Annotated in this window: 20 protein-coding genes and 1 other RNA gene; 2 read left to right on the top strand and 19 right to left on the bottom strand. The window is 54.1% G+C overall.

What is annotated here, in order from left to right:
* Nucleotides 1-569 precede the first annotated feature (569 nt).
* From PV433_RS23245 to rpoE, 16 genes are all read right to left on the bottom strand, one after another.
* Nucleotides 570-833 carry a pro-sigmaK processing inhibitor BofA family protein gene (locus PV433_RS23245; protein WP_332074419.1) on the bottom strand — a complete coding sequence of 88 codons (264 nt, stop codon included), beginning with the start codon at nucleotides 831-833 and terminating at the stop codon, nucleotides 570-572.
* A gap of 1 nt (nucleotide 834) precedes the next feature.
* Nucleotides 835-1,107, bottom strand: coding sequence for a DUF2508 family protein (locus tag PV433_RS23240; RefSeq protein ID WP_332074418.1), 273 nt, complete (start codon nucleotides 1,105-1,107; stop codon nucleotides 835-837).
* Between the two features lie 394 nt (nucleotides 1,108-1,501).
* Nucleotides 1,502-2,101 (bottom strand): recombination mediator RecR, encoded by a 600-nt coding sequence (gene recR / locus PV433_RS23235; protein ID WP_190923489.1) that lies wholly within the window; start codon nucleotides 2,099-2,101, stop codon nucleotides 1,502-1,504.
* A 25-nt stretch (nucleotides 2,102-2,126) separates the two neighbouring features.
* Nucleotides 2,127-2,438: a YbaB/EbfC family nucleoid-associated protein gene (locus PV433_RS23230; protein ID WP_190923491.1), complete on the bottom strand. Its 312-nt coding sequence runs from the start codon at nucleotides 2,436-2,438 to the stop codon at nucleotides 2,127-2,129.
* A gap of 20 nt (nucleotides 2,439-2,458) precedes the next feature.
* Entirely contained in the window at nucleotides 2,459-4,186 is a 1,728-nt protein-coding gene (gene dnaX / locus PV433_RS23225) for a DNA polymerase III subunit gamma/tau (protein ID WP_332074417.1), read from the bottom strand.
* Between the two features lie 102 nt (nucleotides 4,187-4,288).
* Entirely contained in the window at nucleotides 4,289-5,704 is a 1,416-nt protein-coding gene (locus PV433_RS23220) for an ATP-binding protein (RefSeq protein ID WP_332074416.1), read from the bottom strand.
* Nucleotides 5,705-5,886: 182 nt separating this feature from the next.
* An RNA gene (ffs, locus tag PV433_RS23215) (signal recognition particle sRNA large type) lies at nucleotides 5,887-6,152 on the bottom strand.
* A 72-nt stretch (nucleotides 6,153-6,224) separates the two neighbouring features.
* On the bottom strand, nucleotides 6,225-6,617 hold the full coding sequence (locus tag PV433_RS23210; RefSeq protein ID WP_332074415.1) for a hypothetical protein: 393 nt from the start codon (nucleotides 6,615-6,617) through the stop codon (nucleotides 6,225-6,227).
* An 81-nt stretch (nucleotides 6,618-6,698) separates the two neighbouring features.
* Nucleotides 6,699-6,896: a 50S ribosomal protein L31 gene (rpmE, locus tag PV433_RS23205; protein WP_190923499.1), complete on the bottom strand. Its 198-nt coding sequence runs from the start codon at nucleotides 6,894-6,896 to the stop codon at nucleotides 6,699-6,701.
* Nucleotides 6,897-7,009: 113 nt separating this feature from the next.
* Nucleotides 7,010-8,263, bottom strand: a complete 1,254-nt coding sequence (locus PV433_RS23200; protein WP_332074414.1) for a radical SAM protein — start codon at nucleotides 8,261-8,263, stop codon at nucleotides 7,010-7,012.
* A gap of 42 nt (nucleotides 8,264-8,305) precedes the next feature.
* Nucleotides 8,306-9,583 (bottom strand): transcription termination factor Rho, encoded by a 1,278-nt coding sequence (gene rho / locus PV433_RS23195; RefSeq protein ID WP_190923503.1) that lies wholly within the window; start codon nucleotides 9,581-9,583, stop codon nucleotides 8,306-8,308.
* 72 nt (nucleotides 9,584-9,655) lie between these two features.
* Nucleotides 9,656-10,939, bottom strand: coding sequence for a UDP-N-acetylglucosamine 1-carboxyvinyltransferase (locus tag PV433_RS23190; protein ID WP_332074413.1), 1,284 nt, complete (start codon nucleotides 10,937-10,939; stop codon nucleotides 9,656-9,658).
* 204 nt (nucleotides 10,940-11,143) lie between these two features.
* Complete coding sequence (fba, locus tag PV433_RS23185; protein ID WP_190923506.1) at nucleotides 11,144-11,998, bottom strand: class II fructose-1,6-bisphosphate aldolase; 855 nt, start codon at nucleotides 11,996-11,998, stop codon at nucleotides 11,144-11,146.
* A gap of 215 nt (nucleotides 11,999-12,213) precedes the next feature.
* The gene (locus tag PV433_RS23180; RefSeq protein WP_190923508.1) at nucleotides 12,214-12,606 is read right to left on the bottom strand and encodes a response regulator; all 393 of its coding nucleotides are present in this window, start codon (nucleotides 12,604-12,606) and stop codon (nucleotides 12,214-12,216) included.
* A 193-nt stretch (nucleotides 12,607-12,799) separates the two neighbouring features.
* Nucleotides 12,800-14,416: a CTP synthase gene (locus tag PV433_RS23175; RefSeq protein WP_190923510.1), complete on the bottom strand. Its 1,617-nt coding sequence runs from the start codon at nucleotides 14,414-14,416 to the stop codon at nucleotides 12,800-12,802.
* A 210-nt stretch (nucleotides 14,417-14,626) separates the two neighbouring features.
* Nucleotides 14,627-15,202 carry a DNA-directed RNA polymerase subunit delta gene (gene rpoE, locus PV433_RS23170; protein WP_332074412.1) on the bottom strand — a complete coding sequence of 192 codons (576 nt, stop codon included), beginning with the start codon at nucleotides 15,200-15,202 and terminating at the stop codon, nucleotides 14,627-14,629.
* Nucleotides 15,203-15,637: 435 nt separating this feature from the next.
* Here rpoE and PV433_RS23165 point away from each other — a divergent pair, with 435 nt between their 5' ends.
* Nucleotides 15,638-16,798, top strand: a complete 1,161-nt coding sequence (locus PV433_RS23165; protein WP_332074411.1) for a S8 family peptidase — start codon at nucleotides 15,638-15,640, stop codon at nucleotides 16,796-16,798.
* A gap of 42 nt (nucleotides 16,799-16,840) precedes the next feature.
* Here PV433_RS23165 and argS read toward each other — a convergent pair whose 3' ends face one another.
* From argS to speE, 3 genes are all read right to left on the bottom strand, one after another.
* A complete protein-coding gene (gene argS, locus PV433_RS23160; protein WP_332074410.1) occupies nucleotides 16,841-18,514 on the bottom strand; it encodes an arginine--tRNA ligase in 1,674 nt (557 codons plus the stop codon).
* The gene (locus PV433_RS23155; protein ID WP_332074409.1) at nucleotides 18,511-18,924 is read right to left on the bottom strand and encodes a DUF1934 domain-containing protein; all 414 of its coding nucleotides are present in this window, start codon (nucleotides 18,922-18,924) and stop codon (nucleotides 18,511-18,513) included. The genes argS and PV433_RS23155 overlap by 4 nt, the downstream gene beginning before the upstream one ends.
* 343 nt (nucleotides 18,925-19,267) lie before the next feature.
* Entirely contained in the window at nucleotides 19,268-20,098 is an 831-nt protein-coding gene (speE, locus tag PV433_RS23150) for a polyamine aminopropyltransferase (RefSeq protein WP_190923518.1), read from the bottom strand.
* A gap of 326 nt (nucleotides 20,099-20,424) precedes the next feature.
* On the opposite strand from speE, the gene PV433_RS23145 reads away from it, so the two are divergent.
* The gene (locus PV433_RS23145) at nucleotides 20,425-22,515 is read left to right on the top strand and encodes a transglycosylase domain-containing protein (protein ID WP_332074408.1); all 2,091 of its coding nucleotides are present in this window, start codon (nucleotides 20,425-20,427) and stop codon (nucleotides 22,513-22,515) included.
* Nucleotides 22,516-22,749 lie beyond the last annotated feature (234 nt).

Below are 22,749 nucleotides of genomic sequence, written 5' to 3'. Positions count from 1 at the left end.
AGAAGCTTCTCTTTATTTTAGAGCTGATTGCTCAAACGTACTGACTTGTGTCGATTACTCGACTTGTTTTGATCTCTTGCGAGATCGTCACTTGCACGCTCGTTGTTCAGTTTTCAAGGAGCAAATCACTTGTCATCTTTTGTCGCTTTCGTTTTGCGGCGACCTCTTTAATATATCACAACCGCCTAGTACTTTGCAAGAAGTTTTTTTTAAAACTTTATTGCCTTCGAGCTCGTCTAAGCTTCCCTCGAAGAGGCGGAATTACAATATACCACGTATATCCGCCTTTAGCAAGCAAAAAGAAAAAGCTTCTAAATCGAAGCTGCTTGTAAGATGTGACACCCCATATTAGCTTCAGTTATATCGTGCAGCCGATGCCGTTCCGCTTACCCGATCTGTAACGCTTCACTGCTCTAAATAACTTCCGGTCAGAACTTTAGCATAGAAGCTTCTGCCGATTTAGCGGCGCCTCCGCTCCGTCCAGGTTTCCCGGTTTGCCGATTTCTTTTCTTAGACGTATCGATTAATACGATCGCGAAGCTCATCTTCACGCAGTATCCCGCTAGCTCTTAGAATAATACGAACTTCAACCCGACGAGCATAAGCAGCCCCGGGACACCCAGCATTAGCACCGTCGCGACCGTCGGCATATTGACCGGTATTCGAAAATCATAATACGAGCCGGCCAGGTTGACGAAGTACAGCAAAAAAGCAGCGACTACAATATGCAGCACGGCATAACCGATCCACTGGCGAGAATGCTTGCGGCGCATAAGGACAACAACCAAAAGAATCGAGGAAATAAGCAGTGCTCCGAGCCAGATCGTTCGCATGTTACCCCTCCGCCGCTCTGCTCATGCCGACATGAAGCGCATGGATATTCAACTTCTTGGCGTTTTTGAGCAGCATCTCATACCGTTTCTCCGCCGCTTCCAGCGCATATATCGCGTAGTCAATCTGGTCTTGCTCGACCATATAATCCAGCCTCTGCTGCGCATACTGCCACTCCACCACCGCAACGCGGATCTCTTCGAGCAGAATCTGCTTGTCCTTCAACAACGGATCTTCCTGCTTCTTTCTCCACTTCCAAGGAAAACGCCACAACATGTCCACCCCACCCCCATCGATATCGAAGCTCTCGGCTTAGTAATACCTATGAAAGTCGAGGCTTTTCCAGAACGGAAATGTCGGGCGTACCGCAATGTATGCACCCCTTATTTCAACCAACTAATGGGGGATGTATCCTTCTCGTTGATTTTAGCAGTTTCAAACCACTATTATTCCGTGCTCAAGCGTGTTTTCGGACAAAATAAAGGTTACAAACTGCTTTTATTCGGCTCCTCCTCCCCCCGCTAGAAGCAGGGCAGAAGACAGGTGGCTTTTCTAACTTGGTTCCGGATGCATCGGTTCCCTTGACGCTTTAGCGAGCGAACTTAATCATTCGCGCTCGTCAAAAAAAGCCGCACGGAACGTATGCCACGTTCCGCACAGCTTATTTGCATTAACTCAGTTCTCTGCGTCCTTCGAGCGCCTTGGACAGCGTCACTTCATCGGCATATTCCAAATCCCCGCCTACCGGAAGCCCGTGAGCGATCCGTGTAACTTTGAGGCCGAAAGGTTTGACGAGCCGCGATAAATACATCGCCGTCGACTCCCCCTCGATATTCGGATTCGTCGCCAAAATTAGCTCCTGCACCTGTTCGTCTCCGAGCCGCCGCAGCAACTCCGCAATCCGAATCTCGTCAGGCCCGATTCCTTCCATAGGCGATATCGCCCCATGCAGCACATGATAGTAGCCGTTATATTCCTTAGTCCGCTCCATCGCCACAAGATCTTTGGCTTCCTGAACGACGCAGATGACGGAACCGTCCCGCTTCTTGTCCTGACAGATGCGGCACGGATCGACATCGGTAATGTTGCAGCATACGGAGCAGTAGTGCAAGTTCCGCTTGACGCTAACGAGCGATTTGGCGAAATCGAGCACATCCTCCTCCTTCATGCGCAGCACGTGAAAAGCCAGTCTGCCGGCCGTCTTCGGACCCACTCCCGGCAACCTCGAAAAGGCGTCTATTAATTTGGCGATCGGTTCCGGGTAGTACAAAACGAACGGCTCCTTTACGTTTCAATTAGAACAAGCCCGGCATCTTCATGCCGCCGGTCAGACGTCCCATATCCTGCTCCGCCATCTGCTCCGCCTTGGTAAGCGCGTCGTTGACGGCCGTCAAAATAAGGTCCTGCAGCATATCCACATCTTCAGGATCTACAGCCTCCGGCTTGATCACGATATTCGTTAGCTTGCGGTGTCCCGTTGCGGTTACAGTCACGACCCCGCCGCCTGCGCTGCCTTCAACCGTCTTGGTTCCGAGCTCTTCTTGCGCCTTTACCATCTGCTCCTGCATCTTCTTCACTTGTTTCATCATCTGCTGCATATTGTTCATAGCGAGTTCATCCTCCCGGATTATTCTTTGATTACGACCAGATCTTGGCCGAACAACTTGATCGCTTCGTCTACGACGTCGTCGCCGGGCTGACTTGCCGCCTCTTGCGACTCCATACGCATCACTTCGGGCTGCTCCGCCGTATCGGCTTGCGCAGCCTTCCAATCCTTAAGCATCGCCGTAACGAGCCGAAGCGGCGAGCCCAGCAATTCGGAGATCACCTGTTCGATCAGCTCTTTATGAGCCGGTCTCTCTGTCGTCTCCCGGTGCATCGCGCTCTTGAAAGCTAGCAGCAGCGTATCTTCGCTCGCCGCTACCGGCTCCCCGTCCACCAGCCAGGCGTGAACCATAATTTTGCGCTCTTTTACCTGCTGCAGCACCTGTCCCCACTTGCCCAGCACCTGCTTAAGCGTCGGCGACTCGGCATGCGGCAAGTAGGGGTCCAGCTTGATGCCCGCCTTCATCGCAACTGAGGAAGAAGTGGATCTGGGCGGGGCTGCGGATCGCTGGGACGATTCTTTGCCCGCTGGCGCCACCCCGTTTTTCAGAAGCTGATCCAATTTCTGCTCCAGCTGCGTGATTTTCCGGTTAAGCGCCGCGACTTCCGGATCTCCATTTTTCTCGGCGGCCCCTTGCTGAGGCTGGACCGGAACGCTGCCCGCCGGCGAAGAACTGCACAGCTTAAGCACCGCCACCTCGAAAATCGTCTGCGGCTGAGCCGAATATTTCATCTCGGTCTGATAATGATTCAGCACGTCGATGATGTGAAACAGATGGTCGCTCGAGAACGATCCGATCATCGTACGGAACGCCCCCGGATCGGTGATCCGGTCGGTCCACTCCTCTGCGTTCGGCACCAGCCTCAGCATTAAGGCGTCCCGGAAATAATAGATTAGATTCTCCATACATTTCTCGGCGCTTTTGCCTTCCTGCATCAGAAGCTCGATACATTCCAGCGCCGCACCGGCATCCCGTCCCGCAACCGCCTCGGCCAGCCGGCCGAACTGCTCCAGTCCGATTCCTCCGGTGATGGCCAGTACTTCCTGGAGAGTGACGTCGTTGCCGGTATATGCGATAACCTGATCGAGCAGACTAAGCGCATCCCGCATCCCGCCGTCCGACAAGCGCGCTACGTATTGGAGAGCCTCGTTCTCCGCATTCACGTTCTCCTGGCTGCAAATATAGGTGAGGCGCGACACTTGCTCGTCCAACGGCACCCGGCGGAAATCGAACCGCTGACACCGCGAGATGATCGTGGCCGGGAGCTTGTGCGGCTCTGTCGTTGCCAGGATAAACATGACATGGGCAGGTGGCTCCTCCAGCGTCTTGAGAAGCGCATTAAACGCTTCCGTCGTGAGCATGTGCACCTCGTCGATAATGTACACTTTGTGCCTTACTTCGGTCGGAGCGTACTTCACCTTCTCCCGGATGTCGCGAATTTCCTCCACGCCCCGGTTGGAGGCGGCGTCGATCTCGACGACGTCCATCACGGCGCCTTCGGTAATGCGCCTGCAGGCAGAGCATTCGTTGCATGGCTCCTCCGCAGGACCCCTCTCACAGTTTACAGCTTTGGCTAATATTTTGGCGGCTGTCGTCTTTCCGGTCCCCCGGGGACCGTTGAACAGGTAGGCGTGGGTGAGCCGTCCGTCCCGCAGCGAATTTTGCAGCGTTTGTGTAATATGCTTTTGTCCGACGATATCCCGGAAGGCTTGCGGCCTCCAAGTCCGGTATAATGCAATGTGCGCCATTGGCGTTTCTCCCCGAAAAGTTCGTTAGATCCTTCTCTAACCCATGAGGTTCATGTACTCCATTATACACTAAACCTCTTCCTTTTGACCAACCGCGCAGGGTTAGCTCGGGGAAAACGGTACGCTGACCGTAAATGTTGTGCCGAAGCCTTTGGAGGAAACGCGAATGCTGCCTCCTATATCGTGGATGATCCGCTGGCAGACGGAGAGCCCGAGTCCGGTGCCGCTGTCTTTGGTCGTAAAGAAAGGGTCGAATATTTTATCGATTAAATAAGCCGGTATGCCGTCGCCCGAATCCTGAACTTCCACATGCACCTTTCTGGCCCGGGCGTCTATCCTCTCAATGATCGTTAATGTCCCCCCTTGCGTCATAGCTTCGATTCCGTTCTTGCATAAATTGATAAACACCTGCTTGAGCAGCTCCCGGTCAGCGATAATTTTCGGAATCTGGTAAACCGACTGATACTGGATCGTTACATTATGCAGAACGGCCTGGTTGTTAATAATCGGCAATATGTCGCGCAGTACCGATGAAATATCAATCTTGTCAAAGGTCACGTTTTTCGGTTTGCTCAGCAGCAAAAACTCGTTGACCAGCTCGTTAATCCGGTCAATCTCAGCCAGCATCAAATCCGTGTAGCCTTCCTCCCTCTCCATCCCGCTTTGATGAAACGTCCGGTTCAGTACCTGCAAGAAGCCCTTAATGGACGTTAGAGGGTTGCGAATCTCGTGGGCCGTTCCGGCGGCAATCTGTCCGATCATGGCGAGACGGTCGCTTCGCTGCACTTGCTGCTCCAAAGAACGAAGGTTGGTTACATCTTTGAAAATCACATAAGCTCCCACCACTTGGCCAAGCGGATCGCGAATGAGATTGGAGTCCATCAGCAGCTCGTAACGCTGCCGGTCGTTCGTCCAGGAGACTGCATGGCTTCTGACCAGCACGCCGTCCAGCAGCGTGCGCTGAACAAGACGGTGCTCCTTTGGCACGGACCGGAACACCTCCTCCATCGGAAAACCTAGCGACGACTGCCGGTCGATTCCAAGAATATGGCAAGCCATGTCGCTAATATCGACCAGACGGAACTCCTGATCGACCACGAGAACTCCCAAATTGACATCCCGGACAAACGTACCCGAAAATTGCTGAAGCAAGCTCAGCTCCCCCGGCGCCAAACCGGACAGTAAAAGAGCATACAGGTTCCGTGTGCCCGACTCCGCGCGCCCGAACCAGCAGCGGGTCGTCACCTGCTTTCCCATGCCGGCCCTCAGCTTGATCTCGATCGTGCCGTCCTCGTCCATGCTGTTCTCGCACCGCTCGCATATCGCTTCCAAACACGATTCCTCGGGCACCAGCATAAATATGGAGCCGCCTACGCCGCATCTCCCGCCGAACAGATGAGAAAAAGCGCGATTACACTCTACTATTGTGCCATCTGCATCCATAATGGCAGCCGGGACCGCATCGAGACTGCGAATAAACGTTTGCGGAGACGGCATCGTGATCCGGAATTTTTCCATGCAATACCACCTTCTATTTATAATACCGGGCTAACGTCCGGCCCGGCCCCCTTCTTATAACAATTCTACTCGGATCTGTTTTTTCCTTCCAAGCGATTCCAGTTCCAAACCAAAAAACGCCGAATCAGCGTCTCATGACGTCTGAATCAGCGTTATTTCTCGGTAATCGTCATATTTAGTTACCGTGCACCTGCCGTTGATCTTGCGATCCGAGCGGAACCTTTACCGGTTAGCTCGAGTCAGGCACTCCTCCGGCACATGAACCATCTTGCTTACGGCTGCTTCCTTCCGGACCTGACCGGGTTCACAAGCGTCCATTGCGGAGGACCCGACCGTCAACACTTCGTGTAAAAGTCAGACCTCACATCGACAAGACCGAAAACAGGAATTCGACCCCGCTGTAGCGGATTGCGGGTACAGGGCACCGCTACCTCCCCATCTAGCACGGTAAACCTAGTATAGCGGATTGGCCGGCTTAACGCAACCTTCATCATTTGGCATCTTATGAAGCGGCTCCCGTCTACTCGCTGCGGGTAGTTACTTTAAAATTGTATCGGGGCACCGCATGCTGCAACGCTTGCGCCGCTTCGTTGCGGATTCGCTCGTTCTCCTGCTGGGACAACCCCTTGGCAGTAATGACCCTTATGCTGGCATTAGCCCCATTCATGACGATCCGGACATTCCGGACGCCCGCGATCGGCGTAACCACATCGCGCATCATTCTTGTATCGACCTCATACGTATGGTAAGTCGGAGTCAAGGGCAAGCTCGGATTCGTGTTCGTCATGCCCAAGTAACCGTCGTTCTGGTACGACTTCGTCCTCGAGGTGCCGTCACCGCCCCCACATCCGGCAGTCAGCAGCATCGGAAGCAGCACGGCTGCAGTCAGCAAGCCTGGTCTGATGATCTTCATAAAGAAACAACCTCCCTTGGTTCTAGGATGACCAAGAGAGGTTGTTGTATACACGAGGAATCGTACGCCATACGTGTAAAATTAAATACCGTATTTTTTCTTAAATTTATCAACACGTCCGCCGGCGTCGATAAACTTCTGCTTACCGGTAAAGTGCGGGTGGCATGCAGAGCAAATCTCCACGCGGAGGTTTTGCTTAATGGAACCCGTCTCAAACGAATTACCGCAAGCGCAAGTTGCCGTCGTTACATAATATTTCGGTTGAATTTCTGTTTTCATGAGCCTTTCACCTCTCTCCGCCCTGAGTCTCATTTGGACCCAGAGTTATATGGACACATGAGCGCATTATATCACGTTTTTTCCGATAAATGCAACACGTTTTGTACAACCCATCATTTGGCTGGTGCCCGCGGCGGAATGTGCGTGTACGAGCCGATGACGACATCCGGAAGCTCCGCTTCGAATATCTCGATCATTTGTTTCATTCCGTAAGTGTTGCCGCGTTTTGGCGGTATAAGCTGCAAATAACCTTCCGGATCGATATTGAGGTTGCGCAGTTGGATCAGCCTCAGGCCGGTCCGCTTGGCGAAGCCCAGCATCGCTTCGATCTCCTCTTCCCTGTCGGTTACTCCGGGGAATACGAGGTAATTGATCGACGTATACACACCCTTGGAGGTCGCGTAGGTGAGCGATTTCTCCACATTGGCCAGCGTATAGCCGCGAGGTTTGTAGTAAGCGTTATAATGGTCGTCCAGCGCGCTGATCGTACTGACTCGCATCAGATCAAGACCCGCATCGACAATCGCGCGGATATGATCGCTTAAGCCCGCGTTCGTATTAATGTTGATATATCCGTTGCGGGTCTGCTCGCGTACGCGGCGGATCGCCTCGATAATCAGCTTGGCCTGCGTCGAGGGCTCGCCCTCGCACCCTTGTCCGAAGCTGATGATCGCATCCGGAGTTTGCAATTGCTCCAGCATGACCTGAACGATCTCATCCACCGTCGGTCTGAAGTTCATTCGGGTCTGAGGCGCCGGAAATCCGCTGTCATCCGGCTGCTCCGAGATACAGCCATAACATCCGGCGTTGCAGGAATACGATACCGGTACTGCCCCTTCCAGCCGGGACAAAAACGTGTTGGAGGCGGTTAAGCATTCGTACTCCAAAGCGCACTTGGACAAATGCTGGTACAGCCGGTTGTCCGGGTAAGCCCCGGTTAACCGGTTGACTCCAAGCTCCAGCTCCTTCGTATCGCAGTTGCGCGGATTCCACGGTTCGGGATCGTCGCTTTGTCGGGCAGCTACATAAAAAGCGCCGTCCTTCCAGGCAACCGCCGTATACCCGAATAACGGAAGCAATTGCGACTTGTCCTTCTTGGCATAGCCGGGAAGCAATAGCCGCGTAAATCCTTGAGGAAGCAGCGCTCCGACCGCTTGATAGGGGCCTTCCATCGCCTGCATCGACCCGGCCTGCTCGTTCCAGCCAATCGCACGCGTTGCCGGCAGACTGACCAAGGTCGCCCCTTCCGGCAGCGGAATCAGCTCGTCTTCCCATATTTCCGTAATCATGTCACCGCTGCGGCCGAGTGCTGTCCACTCCGGATGATCGAAAACGTTACCCGCTTCGTCCGCATATACCAAATACATGAGGCTTCCCTCTTTTTCATTTCAAGTATGCCGGGGCGGCTATTAAGAGGCGGAATTTTTGACCCGCTTGCCGTCCGGTTTGGCTTCCAGTGTTTCATAAAATTCACGATTCGTTTTCGTATCGCCGAGCTTCTTAAGAAACGCATCGACAAAATCGTGGGAATCGTTCATATTTTTGCGGATCGCCCAAATTTTCTCGAGCTCCTCTTTGGTTAGCAGCATCTCTTCGCGGCGCGTACCCGAACGGCGAATGTCGATCGCCGGGAAGATACGACGTTCTGCAAGCTTGCGGTCCAGATGCAACTCCAGATTGCCCGTTCCTTTGAATTCCTCGTAGATGACGTCATCCATTCTTGAACCGGTCTCCACTAGCGCCGTCGCCAAAATGGTCAAGCTGCCGCCTTCCTCGATATTCCGCGCAGAACCGAAAAACCGTTTCGGTCGATGGAACGCCGCAGGATCAATACCGCCGGATAACGTTCTTCCCGAGGGAGGTATGACGAGATTATACGCTCTCGCCAGCCGGGTAATGCTGTCAAGCAGAATGACGACGTCCTTTTTGTGCTCTACCAAACGTTTAGCACGTTCCAGAACGAGTTCGGCTACTTTGATATGATTTTCCGGTAGCTCGTCGAAGGTCGAAGCAACCACTTCCGCCTTGACGGAGCGCTGCATGTCCGTCACTTCCTCCGGCCGCTCGTCGATCAGCAGCACGAAAAGCTCCACATCCGGATAGTTCAGCGAGATGCTGTTGGCGATCTCTTTGAGCAGCAGCGTCTTACCCGCTTTCGGAGGCGCGACGATCAGTCCCCGCTGTCCCATGCCGACCGGGCTTAGCATATCCATAATACGGGTGGACACTTTCTCGGGAGTCGTTTCCAGAACGAATTTCTGCTGAGGGTACAGGGGCGTAAGGGCAGGAAAGTGAAGGCGTTCGGCAGCCGTCTCGGGCTTCTCTCCATTAACCGCTTCTACCTGCAGCAACCCGAAATAGCGCTCATTTTCTTTAGGCGGTCTGCATTTTCCCGATACGCGGTCGCCGGATCGCAAATCAAACTTGCGGATTTGAGACTGGGAGATATAAATATCTTCCGAGCTAGGCAGGTAGTTAATCGGACGCAAAAAGCCATAGCCCTCGGACAACACGTCGAGGATACCTTCCATAAACATCAATCCGCCCTTTTCGGCTTGGGCGCGTAAAATTGCAAAAATCAGTTCTTTTTTCTTCATTTGGCCGTATGAGGCTATTTGGTGCTCTTTCGCCAACTTGTACAAGTCGGTCAGTTTCAGCTGCTCCAGCTGTGCCAGATGCATATCCATCTCATTATCCACCACACTATTCGTTATTCAAACCGGCCAAAGCCATATAAACCTATCATTTCCGAATTTCTTTTAATCTATTCTTGCAACAGTCTCTACTCCCGCGTCTTCTTCCCAAATCTCCGCCCCGAGGCTGCGCAGGTTGGGCACCAAATTCTCATAGCCCCGGTATATATACTCGATACCGAAAATTTCGGTGACTCCAGACGGCACCGTTAATGCGGCGGTAAACAGCGCGGCGCCGGCACGCAAATCCGTAGCCCTAACCTTCGCAGCCGATAATACGCCGCCTTCGATAATCGCGGAACGCCCTTCCACCTTAATCTTGGCGCCCATGCGAATCAGTTCGGGAACGTGCTTGAACCGGTTGTTGTACACATAATCGGTCAATATGCTGACGCCTTTGGCTTGGGTGAGGAGACTGGTCATCGGGGACTGGAGATCGGTGGCGAAACCGGGGTACACAAGCGCCTTGACGTCTACACTCTCGTATTCCGGCTGGCCTACGACGCGTATCGATTCGTCCATCTCGTAAATGTGGACGCCCATCTCTTGCAGCTTGGCGGTTAACGCTTCCATATGCTTCGGAATGACATTGTCGATCACGACATCTCCGCGGGTAGCCGCCGCCGCGATCATATAAGAACCTGCCTGTATGCGGTCGGGAATGATGGAATGCCTGCAGCCGTGCAGCGAATCGGCTCCTTCAATCCGGATCGTTTCGGTACCGGCTCCTTTAATCTTCGCTCCCATTGCATTCAATAAGGTAGCTACATCTATAATTTCTGGCTCTTTGGCCGCATTTTCGATCAAAGTGGTTCCTTTGGCGCGAGAAGCCGCCAACATGATGTTGATCGTCGCTCCTACACTGACCACATCCAAGTAAATTTTAGCTCCGCGAAGCTGCTTCGCCCGGATATGTATGCTTCCGAACTCATTGCGCACTTCCGCTCCAAGCGCCTCAAACCCTTTGATATGCTGGTCGATCGGTCGAGGCTCGAAATTACATCCGCCGGGAAGCCCAATCGTCGCTTCTCCGAACCGGCCAAGCAAAGCACCCATCAAATAATAAGAAGCCCGAAGCTTCTTCACATTGCCATTAGGCATCGGCACCGATCGGATCGATCCCGGATCAATAATCATCTGGTCGCCGCTGCGTACGACGCTCGCTCCGAGCTCGCCCAGCAAATCGGTATAAATATCGACATCGCTGATGAGCGGGAGATTATCGAGCACAACCTTCGTTTCCGCCAGGATCGCCGCGGGAATCAACGCGATCGCGCTGTTCTTCGCTCCGCTGATCGTTACCGTTCCACGCAGGGAGCGGCCTCCCGCGATCAAAAGTTTCCCCGTCATTCCGGCAAATTCCTCCCTATTAGGCAGACTCTCGGAGTCTTCCTCTACCATTGCCGTCTGCCGGACGGGCAGACTCCGGTATTGTACTTGTTGCACGCAAGCAGAAAGAAAAAGGAACCCCGGCGGGAAACGTTCCCGCCGGTACAATCCTGTTATCGCTTTGGACGTTTTATGTGTATGCTGGTACTTGTCGTTTTATGGATATTAAGCTTGGTTGCTGCTGCCGAACAGGCGGATTTTCGATTTCACGACTTCAACCATCGCTTTACGGGCAGGCGTCAAATATTTGCGGGGATCGTATACGTTGGCGTCCTTGGCAAGCACTTCGCGAATCGCTTCGGTACAAGCCACTTGGTTTTCGGTGTTTACGTTGATTTTGCCTACGCCGGCTGCGATCGACAGACGAATCGCTTCGTCCGGAACGCCGGAACCGCCGTGCAGCACGATCGGCACGGGAACAGCCTTCGCCACTTGTTCGATAATGTCATAATGGATTTTCGGCTCGCCTTTGTACATGCCGTGTGCGGTGCCTACGGCAATAGCCAAGCAGTCGACACCGGTCTCTTCATAGAAACGGATCGCTTCCTCAGGTTTGGCCAAGCTCGCATGCTCTTCGTCGAGGCTGATATCGTCTTCGACGCCGCCGATCGTTCCGAGCTCGCCTTCGACGGATACGCCCATCGCATGAGCGGCTTTTACGACTTCTTTGGTCAGGCGGATATTCTCTTCAAGCGTGTAATGGGAGCCGTCGAACATAACCGAGCTGAAGCCGGCGCGGATACATTTCATAGCGACTTCGAAGCTGCTTCCGTGGTCGAGGTGAAGAGCAATCGGCAAGCCGGATTTTTTGGCGGCTGCTTCCGCAATCGCTACCGTGTACTCCATGCCCATATATTTCAGTGCGCCTTCGCTCACACCAAAGATGAAAGGAGACTTCTCCTCCATCGCAGCTTCCATAATCGCTTGAGCAAACTCCAGATTGTTCATGTTGAATTGACCGACTGCAAATTTATTCGCTTTTGCTTTCGGCAAAAACTCGTTCATTGAAACAAGCGGCATTTTCGTTCCTCCTAAACATTCTTCTGAATTGGTTCCGAATGCAATACTGGACTATTATATCATACTCGTCCCTCAAATGGTAACGCCCGTCGGCGAATTGTCGGCCTGTCCCGCCTCTGTACTCCGACGTTACATATATATGGAAGGATTTGATCTGCTCGGACGCGATCGCCCTCCTTCCGCCGGCCGTCCGGACAAAAAAAATAGGATCCGGATTAGGATCCTATCGCCAGCCTCGGCGGGTCCGAGCGCAGTTGCTTGTTGACGGCGTGCCTCAAATCGTCAATATCGAAAGGCTTCGTAAAGTGCATAAGAGCTCCGAGGTCGGTCGCTTCCTTGATCATATCCAGCTCGCCGTATGCCGTCATCATAATGACCTTGATGCTTACGTCAATCTGCTTGATATGCTTCAAAATATCCAAGCCGTCCATACCCGGGATTTTCATATCGAGCAAAACCAGATCGGGAGATTCTTTGCGGACGATTTCGAGCGCCAATTTGCCGTTGGAAGCCTGAAACGTATTGTACCCTTCGTTGCTGAACACTTCCATCAGCAAAACCCGGATGCCGTTTTGGTCGTCGACAATCAATACCTTCTTCTTATCCAATCATCAAACCTCCTCACAACTGTGTATGAGCAGGTTTACCTCCCGCTCACACCCTCCGCTTGTTCGACGGGTACGGAAAACGCCCTATGGCGTGCCGATCCGTCTCATTACTAATTACTCATTCGCTGCGGTTCTTCGGATTCCTGCTGGATTCCAAAGAAAGTTGTCAGGTTTTACAAAAAAAGTTATTGTTTCAGTCCGTTTGGACCGCCAGCTCCATCGAAGCTCTCACAAAATGTTTGAACAGCGGCTGCGGACGGTTCGGTCTGGACGTAAACTCCGGATGGAATTGCACCGCCAAAAACCACGGGTGATCCGGCAGCTCCACGACCTCCACCAGTCGTCCGTCCGGGGAAGTGCCCGATATTTTCAAGCCGGCCGACTCCAGCAGCTCGCGATATTCGTTGTTGAACTCATACCGGTGCCGATGACGCTCATATACGAGCTCGTCTTCGTAGCATCGCATAGCCAGCGAGCCTTCGGCGATTTTGCAAGGGTACAGCCCAAGCCGCATCGTGCCCCCTAGATCCTCGATATCTTTCTGTTCCGGCAGAAGATCGATGACCGGATACGGCGTAGTCGGATGAATCTCCGAGCTGTTCGCCCCTTCCAGGTTGGCGACGGACCGTGCGTATTCGACGACAGCAACCTGCATGCCGAGGCAGATGCCGAAAAACGGAACGCGATTTTCGCGGGCATACCGGATCGCCGATATCTTGCCTTCGATCCCCCGGTCTCCAAACCCACCCGGTACGAGAATGCCGTGAACGCCGCTAAGCAGCTCGGCCACATTATGATCGTAAATTTCCTCAGCGTTGACCCAGCGAATCTTAACGTCGGTGTCGCAGTCGATGCCTGCATGACCCAAAGCTTCGACAATGCTCAAATAAGCGTCGTGAAGCGCTACGTATTTGCCTACGATAGCGATCTCCGTCCGGTTGCGAAGCGATTTGACTTTAGCTACGAGCCGCTCCCACTCGGTCATGTCCGGAGGATTGCGGAACGCGTCGAGCTTCAGATGCTTAACGACGATATCGTCAAGCCCTTGCTCCCGCAAAATCATCGGCACTTCGTACAGCGTGTCCGCATCCTGGCACTCGATCACCGCATCCGAATCGATGTCGCAGAACAAAGCCAGCTTCCGCTTCATCTCTTCGGCGAGCGGATATTCGGTCCGGCATACGATAACCTGCGGCTGAATGCCGATGCTGCGAAGTTCCTTGACGCTGTGCTGGGTCGGCTTCGTTTTCACTTCTCCTGCAGCCTTCAGGTAAGGAATCAGCGTAACGTGAATGTACATGACGTTCTCGCGGCCGATATCGCTCTTGATTTGACGGATCGCCTCGAGGAACGGCAAGCTTTCGATATCCCCGACCGTACCGCCGATTTCCGTGATGACAATATCCGATTGCGTCTCCCGTCCCGCACGGAATACACGATCCTTGATTTCGTTCGTAATATGAGGGATAACCTGAACGGTTCCGCCCAAATATTCGCCGCGGCGCTCTTTCGTAATGACCGAGGAATAGATTTTCCCTGTCGTTACGTTGCTCGTCTTGGACAAATTAATATCGATAAACCGCTCGTAGTGGCCGAGGTCCAGATCGGTCTCCGCACCGTCGTCGGTTACGAAAACTTCACCGTGCTGGTACGGGCTCATCGTTCCCGGATCGACGTTGATATACGGATCGAACTTCTGAATGGTTACCTTCAGCCCCCGATTTTTGAGCAATCTGCCCAAGGACGCAGCGGTAATGCCTTTACCGAGCGAAGAAACGACGCCGCCTGTTACGAAAATATACTTGGTCACGTTTGTAAACCTCCGTTCAAGTCTGAAAACAAGTCCGCCCGGCTTGTCGGGCAAAAAAAATAAAAGTGACTCCCGCGAACGGGGCACTTTGTCGGATTCGTTGCCGAATTGTAAATCTACAGCCCAAAACATAGTTTACCCGGTCGCCGGGTGACTGTCAAGGGAACTTGGCGGGCGGACGGCGATCGCAAGTCCGCCCTTTTCAGCCCCTTATTTCTTGCCGTCATCGTCTTCTTCGTCGTCTTCAGCCTCTGCGGCCTCTTCGTCTTCCTCGAAGTCGTCTTCTTCCTCGGCTTCCTCGTCAATCTCTTCGATTTCGCCTTCTACTTCTTCAATCTCAGCGTCGTCGATCGTTTCCTCGTCCTGGTAAAAGTCTTCTTCCTCTTCCCCGCTGAACTCGTCTTCGCCTTCATACGCCTCGTACTCTTCTTCAGCTTCCTCTTCCTCGGTGAAGTAGTCGTCATCATCGTCGTCGTTAATAATGCGCGGATGTTTGGAGGTATTGACACCATCCTCGGATTTCTCGACCGGATACCAGCGCTTCAGTCCCCACAGGTTCGTGCCGACGCATGCAAATCTTCCGTCTATATTAATCTCCGTATATAACTGCGCAATCACTTGCATCACTTCTTCATCGGTCAAACCTTTGATTTTTGCGATTTCCTGCATCAGGTCCCGATAATAGTACGGGTTCTTGGATGCTTTCAACACTTCAAATGCGAGATCGACCATCGGCATCTCTTTGGCTTGTTCCGCATTGATCTTCAGCGTATATTGGCTGCTCATGGCCAGCACTTCCCTTCCAACATGGTCTGATGACAACCGATTCGTATACTTGCTCGCCCTGCCGGCCGCAAGCGACGTTCACTTCTCTAAAATGCCCATTATCTTCATTAAGTAAAACCTATTTTATGCAAAAATGCAACTACCGGCGTATCCGGCAAACAGCCGGCAAAATCCACCCGCAAAAAAAAAAACGGAAGCCGAACTCGTCGACTTCCGCTGAGACTGTATCCGCATGGACGATGAACGACCGTTCACCACCTTGCATACGACAAGAGAGCCCTACGCGCCCTCTATTCATACTATGAGCCCGCCGATCCGTTGACACAACCGTCTGCCTAACTTTCGCGAAAAAAGGCGCTCATCTCATGCGGGCATATGGTACAGGTTCATATGATAATCGCGTAAACGACTTCAGCTGCAGGGGAGGGAATTCACTTGAGCGAATCGGCGCTGCTGCATATGCTGCACGAAGCGATCGGATCGTCCCGGGTAGCGGAGAAACGCCATATCATCCACTTCAAAACGAGATCGGCCTACACCCGGTTTATGGCCGCTTTCGAAGAAGCCGGCGAGCTGTTCCCCGTAAAATCGGTGATCCGTCCGATGAAAATCATTCATGCGATTTGCTGTACGATGAAATCCGGTTCCCCTCCGCTCCAACACCCGAGCATCCGGCTTATTGAAGAGGATATCCCGATTCGCGTCCACGCCGCCCGCATCCGGCACCCGCAGCAGCCGGTGCTGCTCCGCCAGGCCGGCAACTCCATTCCATGGGGCGTCAAGCAGATCAAGGCGCCGGAAGCCTGGAAGGAAACGCGCGGCAGCCGAATCCGGATCGGCGTCGTCGATACCGGCATCGATTATTCCCATCCCGACTTGCGGGGCCGCATCTCGCGGGGGATCAACCTGCTGAACCGCTCCCTGCTGCCAACCGACGACAACGGCCACGGCACGCATATATCGGGGACGATCGCTGCGTCCAACCGCTCATCGGGAATACTCGGCGTCGCTCCTCTCGCGATGATCCATCCGGTCAAAGCGTTCGACAACAACGGAACCGCCTACGTCTCCGACATCGTGATGGGCATCGACTGGTGCGTTCATAACCGGATGCATATCATCAACATGAGCTTCGGCATGAAAAACCGCAGCAAATCGCTGCACGACGCCGTGCGCAACGCCCATAAGCTGGGTATCGTCATCGTCGCCTCCTCCGGCAACGAAGGCAAGCAGTCCTCCATCGATTATCCCGCCCGCTTCTCTCAGGTCATCTCCGTAGGAGCTACGGCGCCTAACCGAAAGATTGCCTCGTTCAGCAATAAAGGACGATCGATAGACATCTACGCACCCGGCGATAAAATCAAATCGACCTGGTTGCAGCATAAATATATGGAGCTGAGCGGCACGTCCATGGCTACCTCGCATATTTCCGGCGTCATCGCGCTTATGCTGACGATCCGGCCGGAGCTAACCCCCGGGGACATCAAGTCGCTGCTGCAAAAAACGTCCAATCCGGTAACCGGGCTTAAGTCCCGATCCGGCATCCGGGCTGGCGAGGTCGATGCCATGCGGGCGCTCCGGCATCTGGGAACTTAACAGGCGGGGGCAGACGCACCCCGCCTGTTCTCCGCGTCCCGCTTACATCGAGGCGGGCGCCGACACGCCGACCAGCGAGAGCACGTTGCGGATGACGACGCGAAGGGCAGCCAGCAGCGCGAGCCGGGCTTGCGTCAGATCGGCATTCTCGGTGATGACCCGCTCCGCCTTGTAGTAGCTATGGAATTCGGAAGACAGCTCGTACACGTACCGGATCAGCCGATGCGGCGCATATTGGGCTGCGGCTTCGGCAATCTCGGCGGGCAGTTCTCCCATCTTGCGCAGCAGATCGAACTCCGCTTCCGACTGCAGGACCGACCAGTCGATCATATCGAGAGGCTGCAGGGCGACGCCCTGCTCCTCCGCCTGCCGGAAGATGCTGCAGATCCGGGCGTGTGCGTATTGGACGTAAAACACCGGATTCTCGTTCGATTTGGAGATCGCAAGATCCATATCGAAATCCAGGTGGGAATCGTTGCTGCGCATCGTAAAGAAGTAACGGATCGCATCGACGCCGACCTCGTCCATCAGATCCTGCATCGTGACCGCCTTGCCGGTCCGCTTGGACATTTTGACCTTCTCGCCGTTCTGGTACAAGCTGACCATCTGTGCGATCAATACCGTCAGCTTTGTCGGATCGTAACTGAGCGCGGCCATAGCCGCCTTCACACGGGGGATGTATCCGTGATGGTCGGCTCCCCATATATTGATCATCTCATCGAAGCCGCGGTCGTACTTCGTACGGTGATACGCGATATCCGGCGTAAGGTACGTGTAGCTTCCGTCATTTTTCACCAGCACCCGGTCCTTGTCGTCGCCGAGCGGGGTCGTTCGAAGCCATGTGGCGCCTTCTTCCTCGAAGATGTGGCCGCCGCTCCGAAGCTGCTCCAGCACCGGCGCGATTTTCCCGTCCGTGTATAGCGACGTTTCGCTATACCATTCGTCGAAGGAAACGCGGAATCTGGCCAGGTCGCGTTTGATTTTGTCGAGCTCTTTGCCAAGCCCGTACGACTTGAAATAAGCAAGCCGCTCCGCTTCGGACAGCTCCAGCAGCTTGTCGCCCTCCTGCTCTTTCAGCTCCTGGGCAAACCCTTTGATATCTTCGCCGTAGTAGCCGTCCTCCGGCATGTCCGCTTCCCGCCCGAGCGCCTGCAAATAACGCGCCTCGATCGACTTGGCCAGGTTGTCCACCTGATTGCCCGCGTCGTTGATGTAATACTCCCGGCTGACCTGGTAGCCCGCGAAATCGAGCACGTTGCACAGGGCGTCCCCGATCGCGGCACCCCTGGCATGACCGAGATGAAGGCTTCCGGTCGGATTGGCGCTGACGAACTCAACCTGCACCTTTTGGCCCCCGCCCGTATTCACGCGTCCGTAATCGGCGTCCGCCGCCAGCACTTCCGGAATCACTTCATACAAATAGCTTTTATCCATGAAGAAATTAATAAAACCCGGACCCGCAATCTCGACCTTGGCGATGTACGCCTTCTTCGTATCGAGACAGGCGATCAGCCGCTCGGCGATTTGTCGCGGATTTTGCTTCGCCACCCGGCTCAGCTGCATCGCGATATTGGTTGACAAATCCCCGTGCGCCTTCTCCTTCGGCACTTCCAGCCCGATGGCCGGAAGCTCGGCCGGTCCGGCAATTCCCGCCTCCGCTGCCGCCAGCGTAATCGTTTCCTTCAATAAACGTTCGATCCGTTCGATAGCGCTCATTCCGCTTGTTCCTCCTCAATGACTACCCTCAGCCGGATTCGCCCGGCATGTACGCCGTTTGCGTACAAATCGTAGCTCCAGGACAAGGTGCCCAATCCTCGGTCGAGCTTGCGCTCGATACCGTGCGTGAAGCATTCCATCTCCATCCGGCCCTGTGGCAGCTCGTAGTAACCTGCGGTTCGGGTACCGGAAATAAACGTCAGGTCGGACTGAACGTCCCCGTGACGAAAAACCTTGACCATCTTGTCGTCCCACTTCACCGTCGCCGTCGTCTTCCCTGATTCCGAGTCCGGCTCCGTGTAGCGCAAGTAGTACGATTCCTGCTTATGATAAAGCTCGCCAGCCGTTTCCTGGACATGGCTTTGCCCCGCTTGCCTGCTTTCGATGCGGATTCGGACCGTTCGTTTCATGTTTCCGTTCGCTCCCGCCTATGTATTCCAATAGAGGCTGTCGATTCATTGAGTAGAAGTGTTAGCAGGTCGTTCCAAGTGAAAAGTTACCTTCTTCTGCTCAAACAGGTTGTCCGGAATCCCTTGATTGAATAAGCATTGTAAGGTAGGGGATTCCAGACAAAACTCGCCAGAAGGTAATCTTTTCCCTTTCCACTTGGTTGTCCATATTGAATCGACAGCCTCCCAATTGTTCCTTAACCGTTCTTAGTGTATATGACGGCCGCCGGAATTTCAATCCGTCCCCGGGAAGCAAAAAAAAGAGACGAAGGCTTCCCTTCATCTCTTCCCGCGACTGTTGGCATTATCCGCGAACCAAATCCTCAACGAACTTAGGCAGCGCAAACGCCGCTTTATGAAGCCGAGGAGAGTAATATTTCGTATCGATCTCCGGAATGCTCGCCTCGTCCACTTGCAGCGGATCGTAGGTTTTGCTTCCCATCGTAAACGTCCACAGCCCGCTCGGATACGTCGGAATGTTCGCCCCGTATACGCGCACGATCGGGAATATTTCGCTTACGTCGCGGTGTACGGTGCGGATCAGATCCGCCTTGAACCAAGGGTTGTCTGTCTGGGCGACGAAGATACCGTCTTCCTTCAACGCTTCGTAGATGCCCTGATAAAAGCCGCGGGAGAACAATTCGACCGCCGGACCTACCGGCTCCGTCGAGTCTACCATAATAACGTCGTACGTATTTTTATGATCATGGATGTGCATATAGCCGTCGTTGACGATGACCTGCACCCGGGGGTTGTCCAATTCGCCTGCGATTTCGGGCAAATATTTTTTGGAATACTCGATGACTTTACCGTCGATTTCGACCAATACCGCTTTCTCCACCTGCGGGTGCTTCAGCACCTCGCGGATGACACCGCCGTCTCCGCCGCCGACTACGAGCACATGCTTCGGGTTCGGGTGAGTGTACAGCGCGGGATGCGCCACCATCTCATGGTACACGAACTCGTCGCGCACAGTCGTCATGACCATACCGTCCAGCACAAGCATTCGGCCCCACTCAACCGTATCGATCATCGCCAAGTCTTGGAAATCGGTCTTTTCCGTGACCAGCGTTTCTTTAATTTTAGCCGTTATGCCGAATTGCTCGGTCTGCTTCTCCGTGTACCACAATTCCATTGGGGCATCCCTCTTTCCAGTTAATAAAGTTGATTATACTTGACCGCGGCCGAAAATGAAATCGCACCAGTCTGTATTATAGTAAATCGGCGCAAAAATGCAACTATATAGGTTGAACTTAATATCTTCGATGGGAAACCTCAAATAACAAATCAATCAACCAAACATCCTGTACTTCCAAGTAAATTCAGGACGGCCGATCATTTCTTTCTTCTAATGATGAATAGCCGGGCTCAACTTTTTCCATACTAGTAAGACTATCGGTTTCCAAAGTAAACCAGCACCGATTATTTCATCAGGCAGCGATGAGGGAAAGAGGGATCGCCATGGAGGAAAGCGTCAGCCGCAAACAAAGCCGCGCCGCCCGCGTAGAGCCGAAACCGGGCCGCCGCCCGCGAAAGGGACGTTTCCGCAAAGCGGTGACGTTTCTGTTCAGCTGCGCTCTGATCGGACTGGCGTGCCTCGTTGTACTGGCGCTTTATCTGCGTTCCCAAGCCCTTCCCGTAGGCACGTTCGCCTTGTCTTCCCAGATGTACGACATGCACGGCAACCTGATCAGCTCGTTCCAGTCCGGCAAAAATCGGGAATTCGTGCCGCTTTCGGGCATACCGAAACATTTAATAGATGCGACGCTGGCAATAGAAGATAAACGGTTTTACGATCATATCGGACTCGACGTCAGGGGAATTGCGCGGGCGGTCGTTGTCAACTTTCAGCATATGGACCGCGTGCAAGGGGCCAGCACGCTGACGCAGCAGCTCGCCCGCAACCTGTATTTAACCCAGGACCGGACCTGGTCGCGGAAAATAAAAGAAGCGATGTATGCGGTGCAGCTTGAGATGCAGCTGAGCAAAGATCAGATTATGGAGATGTATCTGAACGACGCCACCTACTACGGCAATTCCGCCTATGGTGTCCAGGCCGCCGCCAAGCTGTTTTTCGGCAAAAATGTAGGGGAGCTGACGCTTGCGGAAAGCGCGATGATCGCAGGGGTGCCCAAAGGTCCCCGCTACTACTCGCCTTTCTTCGACCGGGACAATGCCAAGGAGCGGCAGGAACTGATCTTGACGGAGATGGCCAGCCAAGGCTTCATTACGTCCAAGGAAGCGGAGGAAGCCAAGCGGGAGGAGCTCGTCTACCAGCCGGCCGGCAAAAAAGCGGCAGTCGTCCAGGCGCCTTACTTCCGCGATTACGTGCGCAGGGTAGCGATCGACCGGCTCGGGATCGACGAACGGGAATTCGACGAAGGTGGCATCCGCATCTATACGACGCTGGATCTCGATATGCAGAAAACGGCGGAGGAAGCAGTGACCAGGGCGTTGCCCGATGAAGATGAACTGCAGGCGGCTCTAGTGGCAGTCGACCCTCGTACCGGTTACGTCCGGGCCATGGTCGGCGGGAAGCTGTACGGGGACAATCAGTTCAACCGTGCCGTCTCTACAAGCCGCCAGCCGGGGTCGGCCTTCAAGCCTTTCGTTTATTTAACCGCGCTTCAGCAAAAAACGGTCACGGCCGTTAGCCAGTTCAAAAGCGAGCCGACCGTATTCGAATACGACAACGGACGCCAAACGTATACGCCGAACAATTTCAACAATAAATACCCGAACGGCCTGATCGATTTGCGGGAAGCGATCGCCAAGTCGGACAACATCTACGCGGTCCATACGATTCAGCAGGTGGGAGCGGACAAAGTCATCGAGACCGCCCGCAAGCTCGGGATTACAAGCAGGCTGGAGCCGCTTCCTTCGCTCGCGCTCGGAACGTTTCCGGTAAGCCCGCTGGAGATGGCGTCCGCCTTTGCGGTTCTCGCCAATCAGGGCGTGCGGGTCGAACCGACGGTGATCACGCGAATCGAATCGGCCACAGGAAAGCTTCTATATGAGTCGAAGCCGAAAAAAGAAAAAGTGGTCGAGCCCGAATACGCCTACGTGCTGACGAATCTAATGAAGAGCGTATTCGACCCCGGAGCTACGGCGAGCCGGGTCGCCGAACAGATCAAGCGCCCCGTTGCCGGCAAAACCGGGACGACGAACACCGACGCCTGGATGGTCGGCTTTACACCGGAGCTCGCCACCGCCGTCTGGGTCGGCTACGACCGCGATCGCACGATCAGCGCCGTGGAGTCCTACAAGGCGGCGCCGATCTTCGCCGACTTTACCGAGCACGCGCTCGAGGCGGTGCCGCCGAAGCTGTTCCCGATGCCGGACAATGTTACGAGCGTCTACATCGATCCGGCTTCCGGGAAGCTGGCTACCGACAAATGCCCGAATCCCCGGATCGAAGTATTCGTCAAAGGGACGGAACCGACCGAATACTGCTCCGATCAAGGAACGGCCGTGCCGAGCGACGGCAAGGATGCGCCAAAGAAAACCGGCAGATCGTGGTGGGACGACTTGAAGCGCTGGTGGAACGACTGAATGATACAGGAGGGAGTGACGGGTGCGTCCCGGCTTCCGGATGGGAAACATAGTTGCCGGCCGGCAGTTGCAGCCGCGCCGGCTCCCCGCAGCGGCGAAGAGGGGATTTCCTCAGTGCAGCGCCCTATTTCCCGCTCCGCATCCGCCGGACACCAACACAAAAAGGCAGACGAAAATCGTCTGCCTTTTTGCTGTCCTAGTATATTGTGCAAATATACTCCAATTAGTTTAACC

It is taken from the genome of Paenibacillus sp. GYB004 (assembly GCF_036577605.1).
GTDB classification, from domain to species: Bacteria; Bacillota; Bacilli; order Paenibacillales; family NBRC-103111; genus Paenibacillus_AB; species Paenibacillus_AB oceani.
The sequence above is the reverse complement of the archived record's forward strand: the minus strand, read 5'-3'. Positions and strand labels throughout refer to the sequence as shown.

What these genes read in the sequence shown, in the direction of transcription:
- argS (WP_332074410.1), bottom strand. Translation starts at nt 18,514, where the DNA reads ATGAGCGCTATCGAACGGATCGAACGTTTATTGAAGGAAACGATTACG.
- PV433_RS23240 (WP_332074418.1), bottom strand. Translation starts at nt 1,107, where the DNA reads ATGTTGTGGCGTTTTCCTTGGAAGTGGAGAAAGAAGCAGGAAGATCCG.
- PV433_RS23230 (WP_190923491.1), bottom strand. Translation starts at nt 2,438, where the DNA reads ATGAACAATATGCAGCAGATGATGAAACAAGTGAAGAAGATGCAGGAG.
- PV433_RS23155 (WP_332074409.1), bottom strand. Translation starts at nt 18,924, where the DNA reads ATGAAACGAACGGTCCGAATCCGCATCGAAAGCAGGCAAGCGGGGCAA.
- PV433_RS23190 (WP_332074413.1), bottom strand. Translation starts at nt 10,939, where the DNA reads ATGACGGGGAAACTTTTGATCGCGGGAGGCCGCTCCCTGCGTGGAACG.
- speE (WP_190923518.1), bottom strand. Translation starts at nt 20,098, where the DNA reads ATGGAATTGTGGTACACGGAGAAGCAGACCGAGCAATTCGGCATAACG.
- PV433_RS23210 (WP_332074415.1), bottom strand. Translation starts at nt 6,617, where the DNA reads ATGAAGATCATCAGACCAGGCTTGCTGACTGCAGCCGTGCTGCTTCCG.
- rpoE (WP_332074412.1), bottom strand. Translation starts at nt 15,202, where the DNA reads ATGAGCAGCCAATATACGCTGAAGATCAATGCGGAACAAGCCAAAGAG.
- PV433_RS23245 (WP_332074419.1), bottom strand. Translation starts at nt 833, where the DNA reads ATGCGAACGATCTGGCTCGGAGCACTGCTTATTTCCTCGATTCTTTTG.
- PV433_RS23200 (WP_332074414.1), bottom strand. Translation starts at nt 8,263, where the DNA reads ATGTATTTGGTATATGCGGACGAAGCGGGTAACGTTTTCGATCATCCG.
- PV433_RS23145 (WP_332074408.1), top strand. Translation starts at nt 20,425, where the DNA reads ATGGAGGAAAGCGTCAGCCGCAAACAAAGCCGCGCCGCCCGCGTAGAG.
- rho (WP_190923503.1), bottom strand. Translation starts at nt 9,583, where the DNA reads ATGGATATGCATCTGGCACAGCTGGAGCAGCTGAAACTGACCGACTTG.
- rpmE (WP_190923499.1), bottom strand. Translation starts at nt 6,896, where the DNA reads ATGAAAACAGAAATTCAACCGAAATATTATGTAACGACGGCAACTTGC.
- dnaX (WP_332074417.1), bottom strand. Translation starts at nt 4,186, where the DNA reads ATGGCGCACATTGCATTATACCGGACTTGGAGGCCGCAAGCCTTCCGG.
- PV433_RS23220 (WP_332074416.1), bottom strand. Translation starts at nt 5,704, where the DNA reads ATGGAAAAATTCCGGATCACGATGCCGTCTCCGCAAACGTTTATTCGC.
- fba (WP_190923506.1), bottom strand. Translation starts at nt 11,998, where the DNA reads ATGCCGCTTGTTTCAATGAACGAGTTTTTGCCGAAAGCAAAAGCGAAT.